Raw genomic sequence first — 14998 nt, 5'->3', positions numbered from 1 at the left:
GGTGCTCACGTACGGTTGACGCATGACGAGCATCGGTGGTGCCTCTTCCGGGATGGTCGACTGGAATCTCGCGGTCGCGACCGCGACCCGGCTCGTACGGCCGGGCCCCGAGGTCAGCCGCGACGAGGCGCGCGCCGTCGTCGCGGAACTGCGCCGGCACGCCAAGGCCTCGGAGGGACACGTCCGGGGCTTCACCCGGATGGGCACCGAGGAGACCCACGACACCCCGGTCCTCGTCGTCGACCGCCCCGGCTGGGTCCGGGCGAACGTCGCCGGCTTCCGCGAGATCCTCCGTCCGCTCCTCGAGAAGATGCAGGAACGCCGGGGCAACAGCCCGGGCGGCGCGGTCCTCGGGACCTTCGGCGGCAAGGTCACCGGCGTCGAACTCGGCATGCTGCTGTCGTTCCTGGCCTCCCGCGTCCTCGGCCAGTACGAGACGTTCGCCCCGTCCACCCGTGAGCTGCCCGCCGGCGCCGACGGCGGCGGGCGCCTCCTCCTCGTGGCGCCGAACATCGTCCACGTGGAGCGCGAACTCGACGTCGCCCCGCACGACTTCCGCCTCTGGGTGTGCCTGCACGAGGAGACCCACCGCACCCAGTTCTCCGCGGTGCCCTGGCTGCGCGACCACCTCGAGGGCGAGATCCAGTCGTTCCTGGCGGAGACCGACGTCGACCCCATGACCTTCCTCGAGCGCGTGCGGGAAGCCGCCCAGTCCCTCGTCGGCGGCCGCCCCGAGGGGGAGGAGGACGACGGCGGTCACTCCCTCGTCGAGCTCGTCCAGAGCCCCGCCCAGCGCGAGATCCTCGCCCGCCTCACCGCCGTGATGTCCCTCCTGGAGGGCCACGCCGACTTCGTGATGGACGGTGTGGGACCGGACGTCGTGCCGACCGTCTCCGAGATCCGCGAGAAGTTCCAGCAGCGCCGTGCCAAGGGCGCCTCCCGCCTCGACATGGCCCTGCGCAAGCTGCTGGGCCTGGACGCCAAGCTCCGGCAGTACAAGGACGGCGAACGCTTCGTGCGGGCGGTCGTCGACGAGGTCGGCATGGACGGCTTCAACCGCGTGTGGACGTCCCCGAACACCCTGCCCACCAAAGCCGAGATCGCCACACCGGCGGACTGGATCGCACGGGTGCACCGCAAGGCCGATTCGTGAACCCGGCCGGCCCGTCGTGATCCCCCGCGATCCGTTGTGGTCCGTTGTGGTGCGAATCCGGCCGACGGCAGGCGAACGCCCCTCCAATCACCCGTCCGAGGGACCGTGAGTCCCGCGTAGGCGTGCAATGCTCGGGGAACGCCCTGGTTCTGTCACCATCTACACACTCTGTGTGACCGGCCTCGGGCTCACCCCCCGAAAACTTCATGAAGGGAACCGGACATGGGTCCCCATCCTGCGGTCGCGGCGATACGCCTGGCGGTCCGCCGCGTCCTCCACGACCTCCTCATCCAGCACACCGGCACGCCCGACGCCGTCGTGAGCGTCCCCGCGAGCCCCCTGCCGCACGAGCGCCCCGCCCCGCCGCTCGTGCTCGTGGCGTGTTCCGGCGGCGCCGACTCCATGGCGCTCGCCTCCGCCCTCGCCTTCGAAGCCCCCCGGCTCGGCATCCGCGCGGGCGGCGTCACCGTGGACCACGGCCTCCAGCCCGGCTCCGACCTGCGCGCCGAGGAGGTCGTCGTGCGCCTGCGCGGCCTCGGCCTCGACCCGGTCGAGTCCGCCGCCGTGACCGTCGGCCGCGAAGGCGGCCCCGAGGCCGCCGCCCGGGACGCCCGCTACGCCGCCCTCGACGCCGCCGCCGAACGCCACGGCGCCACCGCGGTCCTCCTCGGCCACACCCGCGACGACCAGGCCGAGACCGTCCTCCTCGGACTCGCCCGGGGCTCCGGCATCCGCTCCCTGTCCGGAATGGCCGCGGTCTCGGGGGCCGGCGGCCGTTACCGCCGCCCCTTCCTCGGGCTCGACCGGCAGACCGCCCGCAAGGCGTGCATGGTCCAGTCCCTGCCGGTCTGGGACGACCCGCACAACGCCGATCCCGCCTACACCCGCTCCCGGCTCCGCCACGAGGGCCTGCCCGCCCTGGAGAAGGCCCTCGGCAAGGGGGTCGTCGAGGCCCTCGCCCGGACGGCCCGGCTCTCCCGCGACGACGCCGACGCCCTCGACGCCTGGGCCCGCCAGGCCGAGGCCGCCGTACGGGACTCCGCCGGCCTCCTGGAGTGCGCCAAGCTCTACGCCCTCCCGCCCGCCGTGCGCCGCCGTGTCCTGCGCCGTGCCGCCATCGAGGCCGGCGCCCCGGCCGGTTCGCTGTTCGCCCGGCACGTCGAGGAGGTCGACCGGCTGATCACCGGCTGGCGCGGCCAGGGGGCCATCAACCTGCCCGGCAAAGTCGTGGCCCGGCGCCAGGGTGGCAGACTGGTGATTCGGCAAGGCTGAATCCGGACCCCCCGGGCACTCCGTGGAGGGGCCGGCCGGCCGGTGGGACGACCGAAAGTGATGCGGGTGGACGCGAAAGACATGGGTGCCGACCTCAAGCAGGTGCTCATCACCAAGGAAGAGATCGACGCGAAGCTGGGCGAGCTGGCCGCGAAGATCGACGCGCAGTACGCGGGCAAGGACCTGTTGATCGTCGGTGTCCTCAAGGGCGCCGTGATGGTCATGGCGGACCTCGCCCGGGCGCTGTCCACCCCGGTCACCATGGACTGGATGGCCGTGTCGTCCTACGGCGCGGGCACCCAGTCCTCCGGCGTCGTGCGGATCCTCAAGGACCTCGACACCGACATCAAGGGCAAGCACGTCCTGATCGTCGAGGACATCATCGACTCCGGCCTGACCCTGTCCTGGCTGCTCTCCAACCTCGGCTCCCGCGAGCCCGCCTCCCTCAAGGTGTGCACGCTGCTGCGCAAGCCCGAGGCGGCCAAGGTCGCCATCGACGTCGAGTGGGTCGGCTTCGACATCCCCAACGAGTTCGTCGTGGGCTACGGCCTCGACTACGCCGAGAAGTACCGCAACCTGCCGTTCGTCGGTACCCTCGCGCCCCACGTCTACGGCGGCTGAGCCACCGGAACTCCCCTGTAGGACCATCGGGAACCCCAGCGGGTTCCGCGCCGTTGAAGCATGCAGACGGGTTCGCCAGCCGTCCCGTGCGGCTTCGGGCGACAATGCTGGGGTACCGTCAGAAGAACTGTCTTATCAAACTCACTATGGCAGGAGGGACGGGGCGGCACCGCTCCGTATGGATGGACGTGAAGCGATACTTCCGTGGGCCGGTCATGTGGATCGTGCTGGCCGTCCTTGCCGTGGTCGTGTTGATGCAGGTCGTCGGTTCGTCCGGCGGCTACAAGACGGTGGACACCGGCCAGGTCGTCGCAGCGATCAACGACAACAAGGTCGAGTCGGCCAAGCTCACCACCGGTGACGAGCAGATCATCAAGGTCACGCTCAAGGACGGCGTGAAGGTCGAGGGCAGCTCGAAGATCCAGGCGAGCTACATCGGCGACCAGGGCGTGACCATCGCCAACACGCTGCAGACCAAGTACCAGGACAAGAAGATCACGGACGGCTACACGGTGTCGCCGTCCAAGCAGAACCCCATCGTGGGCATCCTGCTCTCCCTGCTCCCCTTCGTCCTCATCGTCGTCGTGTTCCTGTTCCTGATGAACCAGATGCAGGGCGGCGGCTCCCGGGTCATGAACTTCGGCAAGTCCAAGGCCAAGCTCATCACCAAGGACACCCCGAAGACGACGTTCTCGGACGTCGCCGGGTCGGACGAGGCCGTCGAGGAGCTCCAGGAGATCAAGGAGTTCCTGCAGGAACCGGCGAAGTTCCAGGCCGTCGGCGCCAAGATCCCCAAGGGCGTCCTGCTCTACGGGCCCCCCGGCACCGGCAAGACCCTGCTCGCGCGCGCCGTCGCCGGCGAGGCGGGCGTCCCCTTCTACTCGATCTCCGGTTCCGACTTCGTCGAGATGTTCGTCGGTGTCGGTGCCTCCCGGGTCCGTGACCTGTTCGAGCAGGCCAAGGCGAACGCCCCGGCGATCGTCTTCGTCGACGAGATCGACGCGGTCGGCCGCCACCGCGGCGCCGGCCTCGGCGGTGGTCACGACGAGCGCGAGCAGACGCTGAACCAGCTGCTCGTCGAGATGGACGGCTTCGACGTCAAGGGCGGCGTCATCCTCATCGCCGCGACGAACCGCCCGGACATCCTCGACCCCGCCCTGCTGCGCCCCGGCCGCTTCGACCGCCAGATCGCGGTCGACCGTCCCGACATGCAGGGCCGTCTGGAGATCCTCAAGGTCCACCAGAAGGGCAAGCCGGTCGCGCCCGACGTCGACCTCTCGGCCGTCGCCCGCCGTACGCCCGGCTTCACCGGCGCCGACCTGTCGAACGTGCTGAACGAGGCGGCGCTGCTCACGGCCCGCTCCGACAAGAAGCTGATCGACAACCAGATGCTGGACGAGGCCATCGACCGCGTCGTGGCGGGCCCGCAGAAGCGGACCCGGATCATGTCGGACAAGGAGAAGAAGATCACCGCGTACCACGAGGGCGGTCACGCCCTGGTCGCGGCGGCCTCCCCGAACTCCGACCCGGTCCACAAGATCACCATCCTGTCCCGCGGGCGTGCCCTCGGCTACACGATGGTGCTCCCGGACGAGGACAAGTACTCGACCACGCGCAACGAGATGCTCGACCAGCTCGCCTACATGCTGGGCGGCCGCGCGGCCGAGGAACTGGTCTTCCACGACCCGACCACGGGCGCCGCGAACGACATCGAGAAGGCCACCGCCACGGCCCGCGCGATGGTCACCCAGTACGGCATGACCGAGCGTCTGGGCGCCATCAAGTTCGGCGGGGACAACACCGAGCCCTTCCTCGGCCGTGAGATGGCCCACCAGCGCGACTACTCGGAAGAGGTCGCCGCGCTGGTCGACGAAGAGGTCAAGAAGCTCATCGAGAACGCGCACAACGAGGCCTGGGAGATCCTGGTCGAGAACCGCGACGTCCTCGACAACCTGGTGCTCCAGCTGCTGGAGAAGGAGACGCTGGGCAAGGAGGAGATCGCGGAGATCTTCGCCCCGATCGTCAAGCGCCCGCCGCGGCCCGCGTGGACCGGCTCCTCGCGGCGCACGCCGTCCACCCGCCCGCCGGTGCTCTCCCCGAAGGAGCTCGCACTGACCAACGGTGCCAACGGCGCGAACCCGGCGATCACCACCGCCAAGTCCACCGTGACGGACCCCGCCCCGGTGGCCGAGCCGGCCCCCGAGGACCGCCCGGAGAGCTGACGCTCCGGCCCCTCGAGGCCTCACCGGGCCCGGAATGAATGCCGCGCCCCCCAGGTTCTAGCCTGGGGGGCGCGGCATTTTGGTCATGCCGCACGTGTCACGCGTGATCCACACGCGACCCGTACAGGAACGAGGCATCAGAATGACCGACCCCGTGACGCTGGACGGCGAGGGCCCGATCGGCGAGTTCGACGAGAAGCGGGCCGAGAACGCCATCCGGGAACTGCTGATCGCGGTCGGCGAGGACCCTGACCGTGAGGGCCTCAGGGAGACGCCGGCGCGGGTGGCGCGGGCGTACAAGGAGATCTTCGCGGGTCTCCGGCAGGAGCCGGAGGACGTGCTGACGACGACGTTCGACCTCGGTCACGACGAGATGGTGCTCGTCAAGGACATCGAGGTGTACTCGACCTGTGAGCACCATCTGGTGCCCTTCCGGGGGGTCGCTCACGTCGGGTACATCCCGTCCGTCAGCGGCAAGATCACGGGCCTGTCCAAGCTGGCCCGCCTCGTGGACGTCTACGCCCGCCGCCCGCAGGTGCAGGAGCGGCTCACCACGCAGATAGCGGACTCCCTGATGGAGATCCTGGAGCCGCGCGGCGTCATCGTCGTCGTGGAGTGCGAGCACATGTGCATGTCCATGCGGGGCATCCGCAAGCCCGGCGCGAAGACCCTCACGTCGGCGGTGCGCGGACAGCTGCGGGACGCGGCGACCCGCAACGAGGCGATGAGCCTGATCATGGCGCGCTGAGCCGTGGGGAACCCCGGCGGCCCGGGCGCGGGACACCGCTCCGCGGCTCAGGCCGTGGAGGCCGCCCCCGTGGTGTCGTCGTCGTCCTCCGGGAGCCTGCAGACCCGCTCCAGGAAGATGGCCGCCGCTATGACGGCGATGCCGGCCAGGACCGAGAAGGCGGCGTAGACGGCCTGGTCGCGGCGGGCGGGGACGTCGAGGGACTCCAGGAGGAAGACGCCCGTGCCGCCGTACATGCCGGCGACGAGGGCGGCCACCAGGGCGCTGGACTGGCCGAAGACGACGGCGCGGGCCGCCATCAGGGGATCGACGCCCTTGGCCCCGGGGCGGCGCTCGCGCTGGGCCTTGAGGCGGGCGCGCAGGGAGAGCGCCGTGGCCAGCAGGATCACGGCGATCACGGCGAGGACGATGGGGGCGGCCAGCGGGACGCTGGGAAGGGTCCCGATCGAGTTCCAGAGGCGGGCGCCCGCCCAGGACAGGACGCCGGCGACGACGAAGACGCCCGCCAGCACCCTGATGCGCAGCTCTCTCACGGTGTCCCTTCGGTTCCCCCGGGTCCCACGGGCCGTGGCCGCGGGGACTGTGCTCGTGTCGACCTTAACGACTATTCGGGCAGCCGGAGTTCCAGGTCCTCGCGGGCGGTCACCCCGTCGCGGGTGACGGCGGCGAGGAGGTCGGCGACCGGGCCGCGGCCGGGCAGCCGGGCGCCGGGGTCGACGTCGTGCCAGGGGGCGAGGACGAAGGCGCGTTCGTGTGCGCGCGGGTGCGGGAGCGTGAGCCGCGGGTCGTCGGAGACGACGTCGGCGTACGCGACGATGTCGACGTCGAGGGTGCGCGCGCCCCAGCGCTCGTCCCGGACGCGGTGGAAGGCCTCCTCGACGGCGTGGGCCCGCTCCAGGAGGGAGGACGGGGGGAGCGTCGTCTTCAGGACGACCACCGCGTTGAAGTACGCGGGCTGGCTGCCGGGCTCGACGCCCCACGGCTCCGTCTCGTACACGGGGGAGACGGCCTTGACGCGCACGCCCGGGGTGTCCTCGAGGGCGTCGACGGCGCCCTGGAGGGTCTCCAGGCGGTTGCCGAGGTTGGATCCGATGGAGATCACGGCCCGCTGCGGATTGTGCAGGGTGGTGTCGGCGGCGTCGACCTTCTCGACGACGGAGGCGGGTACCGGCTGTACGGTCGGGTCGCTGGAACCCTCGGTGAAGGACGCGCTCATGCTCGGCTCCGGGTGATGGTGACGGTCACGTCGTCGAAGGGGACCGTGATGGGTGCGTCGGGCTTGTGGACGCAGACCTCGACCTCCTTGACCTCTTCGTGCCGCAGACAGGTCTGGGCGATGCGCTCGGCGAGCGTCTCGACGAGGTCGACCGGTTCGCCCTCGACGACGGCCACGACCTCCTCCGCCACGATGCCGTAGTGCACGGTCTTCGCCAGGTCGTCGTCGGCCGCGGCCGGCCGGGTGTCCAGGCCGAGGACGAGGTCCACGATGAAGGTCTGTCCCTCTTCGCGTTCCTTGGGGAACACGCCGTGGTACCCGCGGGCCTTCAGGCCGCGCAGCGCGACACGATCCACGCGAATCACTCCTGCAGTCGTCGGTGACGGCCGGTCCGTACCGTGTGCGCGCGGCACACCGGCCTCGAACGAATCTACCTGCGGACACCGACAGGACCGGGCCACAGGGGCGCCGTGCCCCGGCCGTTCCGGGAGATTCCACCGTGCGTTTCCCCCGGAGAACCCGGCGGCTCACGGGCCGGTGGCCGTGCCCGCCCACGGGTCCGTGATTCCCGCCACTCCTTCGTCCCGGTGAGTCGGGTACCCCCTCAGGAGGAGCTCTCCTCGTCCTCGTCCTCGTCGTTCTCGGCCATGACCGGGGAGGCGTGGTGGGACCACAGCTTCCAGCCGTCGGACGTGCGGCGGAAGACGTTCGTGGCGACGACGAGCTGGCCGACGAGCGGACCGAGCTCCTCGCCGGCCCGCGGGGCGGGGCCGCCGCTGAGGATGTTCTCGGTGCAGGTCACCAGGGCGGTGTCACCGGTGACGGAGACGTGCACGTCGGTGAGGAAGAACTGGATGTAGTCGGTGTTCGCCATGATCAGCGCGTACGACCGCAGCACCTCGCCGCGGCCGGTGAGCACGGGCCAGCCGGGGTGCACGCAGGAGATCACGCCGACGTCCGCCGGGTCGTGGTACTCCTCGTCGACGCCCAGGTCGGCCGGGGTGAGCCAGAGGGAGGACACCGTTTCGAAGTCGCCCTGCTCCAGCGCCTCGTAGAAGGCGGTGTTGGCGGCCTCGACCTGCTCGACGTCGGTGTGGGGGGCGCTCACCGGGTTCCTTCTGCGCCGTCGGAGGTGTGCGGGGGCCGCGGGGCGTGCGCGGGCCGGGAGCCGCGCGGGTCCCGCGCGGCTCGTGCGTCCGGTGTCCCCGGCGCGGCTCCCGCCGGCCGCGCGGTGCTCGCGCTCGGCGCGTCGGCACCCGCGCGCGCCCCTTCCACGGCGCGCGCGACCCGTACCGCGTCCGCGGTCGCCCGCACCTCGTGCACCCGCACCGCCCACGCGCCGGCGTGCGCCGCGAGCGCGGAGACGGCGGCCGTGGCGGCGTCGCGCTCGCGCGCGGGCGGCGGAGAACCGTGCGGCCCGGCCAGGACACGGCCGAGGAACCGTTTGCGGGAGGCGGCGACGAGCAGGGGGTGTCCCAGGGCGTGCAGCCGGTCGAGGTGGGCGAGCAGCGCGAGGTCGTGGTCGGCCTCCTTGGAGAAGCCGAGGCCGGGGTCGACGACGACGCGGTCCGGGGCGATGCCGCCGGCCAGGACGGCGTCCACGCGCGCGCGGAGTTCGTCGACGACTTCGCGGACGACGTCGTCGTAGACGCCCTTGACGTTGCCGCCGTCCAGGAGGCCGCGCCAGTGCATGACGACGAAGGGGGCGCCCGCGTCGGCGACGACCGGGACCATGTCGGGGTCGGCGAGGCCGCCGCTGACGTCGTTGACGAGGGCGGCGCCGGCGGCGAGGGCCTGGGCGGCGACGGTGGCGCGCATGGTGTCGACGGAGACGACGAGGCCCTCGGAGGCGAGGCCGCGGACGACGGGGACGACGCGACGGAGTTCCTCCGCCTCGTCGACGCGGCTCGCGCCGGGGCGGGTGGACTCGCCGCCGACGTCGACGAGGTCCGCGCCCTCGGCGGCCAGGTGGAGGCCGTGCTTGACGGCGGCCGTCGTGTCGAACCAGCGGCCGCCGTCGGAGAAGGAGTCGGGGGTCACGTTGACGACTCCCATGACCGCGCAGCGGTCCCATTCCGGAAGGCCGGCGACGCCTCCGCGTCCGCTCTGCTTGCTCATACGTTCAGCGTAGGCCCCGTGGGGGGTCGCGACGCGGTGCGGCCCTAGGCCGCCCGCACGTCCCTCTCGACCACTCTCTCCGCCACCTGGTGCGCACACGCGCGTGCGGCGGGGGAACGGCGGCGCAGGAAGCGCGGCAGGGGGAGGGCGAGGTTGACGAAGCCCTCGGCCTGCATGGCGGCGAAGCCGATGCGGGGCAGGTCGCCGGAGGCCCGGTAGACGACGAAGCGGGGCTCCCAGCGGGGCTGGAACTTGGCGTTGAACTTGTACAGCGACTCGATCTGGAACCAGCGCGAGAGGAACACCAGCAGCCCGCGCCAGGCGCGCAGCACCGGGCCGGCGCCTATTTTCTCGCCGCGCGCGAGCGCCGAGCGGAACATGGCGAAGTTCAGCGACACGCGCGCGATGCCGAACTTCGGGGCGGCCTGGAGCGCGGCGACGATGAGGAGTTCGTTCATGCCCGGGTCGGCCGAGCGGTCGCGGCGCATCAGGTCGAGGGAGACGCCGTCCGTGCCCCAGGGCACGAAGTGCAGGATCGCCTTCAGGTCGCCGTAGGGGCCGGGTTCGGCGTCCGCCTTGTGGGCGGTGGCGATGAGACAGTCGCCGTCGGCGGGGTCGCCCACCCGGCCCAGGGCCATGGAGAAGCCGCGTTCGGTGTCGGTGCCGCGCCAGTCCTCGGCGGCGCGCCGGATGCGCTCCAGTTCGGCCCCGCCGAGGTCACGGACACGTCGGACCCGGGTTTCGTAACCGGCGCGCTCGATGCGCTTGACCATCTGGCGCACGTTGCGCATCGCGCGGCCGGCCAGCGAGAAATCCGCGACGTCCACCACCGCCTCGTCGCCCAGTTCGAGGGCGTCGAGTCCGGTCTCGCGGGTCCACACCTCGCCGCCCGTCTCCGAGCAGCCCATGACGGCGGGGGTCCAGGAGTGCGCCTTGGCCTCGTCCATGAACCGCTCGATGGCGCCGGGCCAGGCCTCGACGTCGCCGATGGGGTCGCCGCTGGCGAGCATCACGCCGGAGACCACGCGGTAGGTCACGGCCGCCTTGCCGCTGGGGGAGAAGACGACGGCCTTGTCGCGGCGCAGGGCGAAGTGGCCGAGGGAGTCGCGGCCGCCGTGCTTCTCCAGCAGGGCGCGCAGCCGTGCCTCGTCCTCCTCGGTGAGGCGGGCGGCCGGGTGTTCGGGGCGGAAGGCGAGGTAGACGGTGGTGACCGCGGTGATCCAGCCGAGCGCGCCGAGGGAGAAGGCGACGGTCCAGGAGGTGTTGCCCTGGTACTCGACCGGTCCCTCGAAGCCGAACAGGCCGTACAGGACGTGGGTGATGCGGTCGGCCAGGCTGGGGTCGCCGACCAGCCGGCGGGGGTGGGCGTTGACGATGACCAGGCCCAGCAGGAGCGATCCCGCGCCCATGAGGACGAAGTTGGCGAGGGCGCGCCAGCGGCTGCGCGGGTCGGGCAGGGCCGTGAACTGGTCGCGGTGGACCAGCAGGGGCACCAGGAGCAGGAGGGAGAGCAGGACGCCGACGACCGAGTGCCGGTACGTGAACTGGGCGACGGCACCCGCCGGGAGCAGGGCGACCGCCGCGCGCCACGCGCGCCGCTTGCCGCGCTTGAGGCCGTGCGCGAGGAGCAGGAGCAGGACGCCGGCGCTGAGCGAGAGTGCCGCCGCGAACGGGCCGAAGGCGCCGGGCAGCACTTCGGCCAGGGTGTGCATACGGCTGTGCCGGAACCGCGGGAAGACGCCCGCGGCGACGTCCAGCAGACCCACCAGGGCGCAGGCCCTGCCGACGAGAACGGGCACGGACTCGGGGCGCGGGCCCCGGATCAGCGTGCGCACCCGGCTTGATCGGCTCGGAACCCCGCCCGACATTTCCCCATCTTCCCTGACAGACATCGCATCCCGTAGTTCCGCGAGAGAGCTTGGACCCGGTGCCGATTCGGGCATCCGGCGACATTGCGCCCTCTAGGACGGTGTCTCGGGGGGAGAGGTTCATTCGTCTTCCCAAAGCCACGGAAAAGGCCGGGGAAAGTCCGGGACGAGCCCTCGCGACGGAGCGGGCGGCGCGGGAGACCGGACGGGGGAAGGACAGGCAGGAACACCGCATGGGTCTCACGAGCAACACAGTTCTGCTGCTGGCAGTCCTCTCCGCCGTGCTGCTGTTCGCCGGCACCGTGTGGCAGTGGCCGCGCCTGGCGGGGCGCAACTGGCGGGCCGTCAGCGGACGGATCGGTCTGCTGCTGGCCACCCAGCTGGCGCTCTTCGCGTCGGTGGGGATCGCCGCCAACCAGGCCTTCGGTTTCTACGCCAGCTGGGCGGACCTGTTCGGCCGGGAGACCGAACCGGGTGTCGTGGTGGACCACGCGGCGGGCGGCGGCCCGGCGACGCCGCTCCAGGTGGTCGACACGCGGCGCGTGGCGGGCGGGGGCGGGCGGCCGGAGTCCGGCGGCCAGATACAGAAGGTCGCCGTCAGGGGCCGTACGACGCACATCGCCACGCCCGCGTTCGTCTACCTGCCGCCGGAGTACTTCGATCCGCGCCACCGCACGCGCACGTTCCCGGCGGCCGTGGTCCTCACGGGCTACCCCGGTACGGCGGAGGCGCTCGTGGACAAGCTGCACTTCCCGCGCACCGCGCGCGAGCTCGCCGCGGACGGGCGGATGGAGCCGATGATCCTGGTGATGCTGCGGCCGACGGTGGCGCCGCCGCGGGACACGGAGTGCGTGGACATACCGAAGGGGCCGCAGACCGAGTCGTTCTTCGCGAAGGACCTGCCGGAGGCCGTGACGGCCCACTACCGGGTGGCCAGGGAGCCGGGCAGCTGGGGGGTCATCGGGGACTCCACGGGCGGTTACTGCGCGCTGAAGCTGGCCGTGCACCACCCCGAGGTCTTCGCGGCGGGCGCCGGCCTGTCGCCGTACTACAAGGCGCCGACCGACCCGACCACCGGCGATCTGTTCCACGGGGACGAGACCCTGCGCAACGAGGCCGACCTGCGGTGGTTCATGAAGAACCGGCCCGCGCCGGACACCTCGCTGCTCGTCACCAGCAGCAAGGTCGGGGAATCCAACTACCGGGCCACGCTGAAGTTCATCGATCAGGTGAAGGCCACGAAGAAGACCCGGATCTCGTCGATCATCCTCGAAAGCGGCGGGCACAACTTCAACACCTGGCGGCGCGAGATCCCGCCGGCGCTGGAGTGGATCAGCGGGCGGCTGGGCGGCCGGTGACGTCGGGCGACGGGCGCCCGACCATGAATGATCTTGATTGTTGTCGAATTCGGCGGGGGATCCGATTCCTGATGTCCTGTGAAGACTTCGGGACGGCTGTGTTTTTGCGGGGCGGGGCGCCAACATTCGTCTACGCGCGGTAAGTTTCTGGCCATGCCACGTGGACGTCACCGCCATTCCCCGCCTCTGCACAGGCTGCTGCCTCCGTCGGCGATCGCAGGCGTCTCCCTCGTCTGCGCCCTCGGCCCCTGGGTGTTCACGGAGCCGTTGCTGCTCCGAGGTCTGGCCGCGGCCGCGGCGGTGACGGCGGTCGCCGGCGCGGTCGTCATGCGCCGCTGGGACATCCAGGCCGGCAAGCAGGTCGCCGACCTCACGCGCGCGCGTACGAGCGACGAATGGCGCTTCGAGGAGCGCGTCGCCGAGCTGGAGAGCGACCTCGACGAATCACGTGAGCTGCGCGTCAAGCTGGAGCAGCGCCTGCGGGCCAAGCGCACCGAACTGGCCGGCCTGCGCAACGAGCACGCGGCACTGCTGCGCCGCTACGCCACGGCGGAGACCGAGCGGGCGAGCGCCCTGGAGGGCCGCCGTCTGCTCGAGATAGAGACCACGGCCCCCGCGCGCGCCCTGCCGCCCGCGCGGTCCGCCGAGGGGAGCGCGGAGTCCGCCGGGACCGCGGAGACCGCGGAGAGGGGCGTGGCCGCCACGCGGCAGGCCGCCGTGGCCGACACCGCCGACGCGGAGGCCTTCACGGACGAGGCGTCCGAGGCGGAGGCGTCCGGGACCGAGGCGGCCGGGGACGTCGTGCCCGAGGCCACCGGTGACACCGGGACCGGAGAGGGCGAGGGTGAGCGGGAGGCTCCCGCCGTCTTCTCCCCGCAGGGCTCCCAGCTCTTCCTGCGGGCCCAGGCGGCGCTCGCCCGGTTCGACGGCGACGGAACCAGCCCGGTGAAGCCGGAAGGGGCGGCGGAGTCGGTGAAGCCGGAGTCCGCGAAGTCGGCGGCGGAGCCCGTGACGGCGCAGTCGGCGAAGGCGAGCGCGGAACCGGCGAAGGCCGGCGAGCCCGCCGGGACCGGGACCGCGCGGACCGCTCCCGCCGAGAACGGCGGCGCCGCGCGGACGGCGCAGGAGGACGAGGCCAAGGGGAAGCCCGAGGCGGTCGACGAGCACGCGCGCGCGACCGCCCTCCCCCCGGCCGACGAGGAGAGCGGGACCCCGGCGGAGCGGGCGGAGCGCGAGGAGGCCGCCGTCCGCCCGGAGAGCGCCGAGGAGCCGGCCGCCGCGCAGGACCCGGCCGCCGGGCAGGAGCCGGCCGCCGGGCAGGAGCCGGGCGCCGGGCAGGAGCCGGGCGCCGGGCCGTCGGCGGAGGCCGGTCACGCCGCGGCCCCGGAAGCCGCCGCCGAAGCCGCCCCCACGGCCGGCTCGTCCACCGCCTCCGAGGCCGCCCTCGAGGCCGGTGCGCTCGTCCCGCGCCCGGCCGGTCCCGTGCAGCGTCCGTCCGGGCACTTCACCGTGCCGACCGCCGTGGCCGTCGTACCGGCCGCGCAGCCCGTGCGGCGTCCCACGGCCGAGGGCGGGTTCGACTTCTTCGGCACGAAGAGGCCGTCGGCCTCCGAGGCGCTGGAGGCGGTGCAGAACGAGGACCTCGCCGACGTGGTCGGGCAGGAGGCGCTCGCACTGCACAAGGCCGAGTCCGAGGCGGAGTTCAAGCCGGCGGACGAGGCGGCGCGCGGCGCCGGTCAGGTGATCGACCTGACCGCGCACGACGAGACCGAGCAGATCGACGTCCAGAGGCTGCGCAGCGCCGCCTCCTGAACGGCCCACGCCGCACCGGGCCCGTCCCGCCGTCACCGTACGGCGCGACGGGCCCGCGTCCGTTCCGGCGGCGAGGAGCCGCGGGCCGGCCGGTCCCGTGGGCGAACATCTCCCCGGCCCGGGCACACCGCTGCCGACAGGCGACGGCGCCTGCCGACAGCGGTGCCCGCCCGGACGGGTGACGCGCCCGCGCCGGACTCACCCACCCCCGCGCACCGTCGGCGCCTCCAGCACGGTCGTCCTCGGCGTCCGGGGCGCGGCGGGCGCCAGGTGTCCTCGGCGTCCAGGGTGCGGCGGGCGCTGGGCGTCCTAGGTGTCCCGGTGCGGCGGGCGCTCGGCAACCTCGGCGTCTCCAGGCGGTAGGCGCATTCGGTGTCCCGGTGCGGCGGGCGCTCGGCAACCTCGGCGTCTCCAGGCGGTAGGCGCATTCGGTGTCCCGGGCGCGGCAGGCGCTAGGCGTCCCGGGCGCGGCGGGCGCTCGGCGGCCTCGGCATCTCCGGCGCGGCGGGCGCTCGGCAACCTCGGCGTCTCCGGTACGGCAGGCCCTGGGCGTCCCCGAGGGGCAGGCACTCGGCGTTCCGGTGCGGCAGGGCTCCGGTGTCGGGCGGGT

13 protein-coding genes are annotated in these 14998 nt (G+C 72.5%); 7 read left to right on the top strand and 6 right to left on the bottom strand.

Translation table 11 applies throughout. The annotated features are described in order from the left end of the window. Nucleotides 1–22: 22 nt before the first annotated feature. The 5 genes from ACH4F6_RS36485 (at nucleotide 23) to folE (ending at nucleotide 6016) form a co-directional block, all read left to right on the top strand. The gene (locus ACH4F6_RS36485) at nucleotides 23–1153 is read left to right on the top strand and encodes a zinc-dependent metalloprotease (RefSeq protein WP_397964722.1); all 1131 of its coding nucleotides are present in this window, start codon (nucleotides 23–25) and stop codon (nucleotides 1151–1153) included. A 222-nt stretch (nucleotides 1154–1375) separates the two neighbouring features. Continuing rightward, the gene (tilS, locus tag ACH4F6_RS36480) at nucleotides 1376–2425 is read left to right on the top strand and encodes a tRNA lysidine(34) synthetase TilS (RefSeq protein WP_397964721.1); all 1050 of its coding nucleotides are present in this window, start codon (nucleotides 1376–1378) and stop codon (nucleotides 2423–2425) included. A gap of 60 nt (nucleotides 2426–2485) precedes the next feature. Beyond that, the gene (hpt, locus tag ACH4F6_RS36475; protein WP_397964770.1) at nucleotides 2486–3046 is read left to right on the top strand and encodes a hypoxanthine phosphoribosyltransferase; all 561 of its coding nucleotides are present in this window, start codon (nucleotides 2486–2488) and stop codon (nucleotides 3044–3046) included. Between the two features lie 182 nt (nucleotides 3047–3228). Then, on the top strand, nucleotides 3229–5268 hold the full coding sequence (gene ftsH, locus ACH4F6_RS36470) for an ATP-dependent zinc metalloprotease FtsH (RefSeq protein ID WP_397964719.1): 2040 nt from the start codon (nucleotides 3229–3231) through the stop codon (nucleotides 5266–5268). A gap of 142 nt (nucleotides 5269–5410) precedes the next feature. After that, nucleotides 5411–6016, top strand: a complete 606-nt coding sequence (gene folE / locus ACH4F6_RS36465) for a GTP cyclohydrolase I FolE (RefSeq protein WP_397964717.1) — start codon at nucleotides 5411–5413, stop codon at nucleotides 6014–6016. 47 nt (nucleotides 6017–6063) lie between these two features. On the opposite strand, the gene ACH4F6_RS36460 is transcribed toward folE, so the two are convergent. The 6 genes from ACH4F6_RS36460 to ACH4F6_RS36435 form a co-directional block, all read right to left on the bottom strand. Further along, nucleotides 6064–6549 (bottom strand): DUF3180 domain-containing protein, encoded by a 486-nt coding sequence (locus ACH4F6_RS36460; protein ID WP_397964716.1) that lies wholly within the window; start codon nucleotides 6547–6549, stop codon nucleotides 6064–6066. 71 nt (nucleotides 6550–6620) lie between these two features. Then, nucleotides 6621–7232, bottom strand: a complete 612-nt coding sequence (gene folK, locus ACH4F6_RS36455) for a 2-amino-4-hydroxy-6-hydroxymethyldihydropteridine diphosphokinase (protein ID WP_397964714.1) — start codon at nucleotides 7230–7232, stop codon at nucleotides 6621–6623. Then, nucleotides 7229–7588 (bottom strand): dihydroneopterin aldolase, encoded by a 360-nt coding sequence (gene folB, locus ACH4F6_RS36450; RefSeq protein ID WP_397964712.1) that lies wholly within the window; start codon nucleotides 7586–7588, stop codon nucleotides 7229–7231. The genes folK and folB overlap by 4 nt, the downstream gene beginning before the upstream one ends. A 248-nt stretch (nucleotides 7589–7836) precedes the next feature. After that, nucleotides 7837–8340, bottom strand: a complete 504-nt coding sequence (locus ACH4F6_RS36445) for a nuclear transport factor 2 family protein (RefSeq protein ID WP_397964710.1) — start codon at nucleotides 8338–8340, stop codon at nucleotides 7837–7839. Next, the gene (gene folP / locus ACH4F6_RS36440; RefSeq protein ID WP_397964709.1) at nucleotides 8337–9350 is read right to left on the bottom strand and encodes a dihydropteroate synthase; all 1014 of its coding nucleotides are present in this window, start codon (nucleotides 9348–9350) and stop codon (nucleotides 8337–8339) included. Before folP ends, ACH4F6_RS36445 begins: the two co-directional genes overlap by 4 nt. 44 nt (nucleotides 9351–9394) lie before the next feature. Continuing rightward, entirely contained in the window at nucleotides 9395–11218 is a 1824-nt protein-coding gene (locus ACH4F6_RS36435; protein ID WP_397964708.1) for a phosphatidylglycerol lysyltransferase domain-containing protein, read from the bottom strand. Between the two features lie 233 nt (nucleotides 11219–11451). On the opposite strand from ACH4F6_RS36435, the gene ACH4F6_RS36430 reads away from it, so the two are divergent. Together ACH4F6_RS36430 and ACH4F6_RS36425 are read left to right on the top strand one after the other, a co-directional pair. Continuing rightward, a complete protein-coding gene (locus ACH4F6_RS36430) occupies nucleotides 11452–12576 on the top strand; it encodes an alpha/beta hydrolase (protein ID WP_397964706.1) in 1125 nt (374 codons plus the stop codon). 153 nt (nucleotides 12577–12729) lie between these two features. Continuing rightward, a complete protein-coding gene (locus ACH4F6_RS36425) occupies nucleotides 12730–14388 on the top strand; it encodes a hypothetical protein (RefSeq protein ID WP_397964704.1) in 1659 nt (552 codons plus the stop codon). Nucleotides 14389–14998 lie beyond the last annotated feature (610 nt).

It is taken from the genome of Streptomyces sp. NPDC017936 (genome assembly GCF_044328485.1).
Classification (GTDB): Bacteria; Actinomycetota; Actinomycetes; order Streptomycetales; family Streptomycetaceae; genus Streptomyces.
Note: the sequence above shows the minus strand (reverse complement) of the source record. Positions and strands in the feature narration are given on the sequence as shown.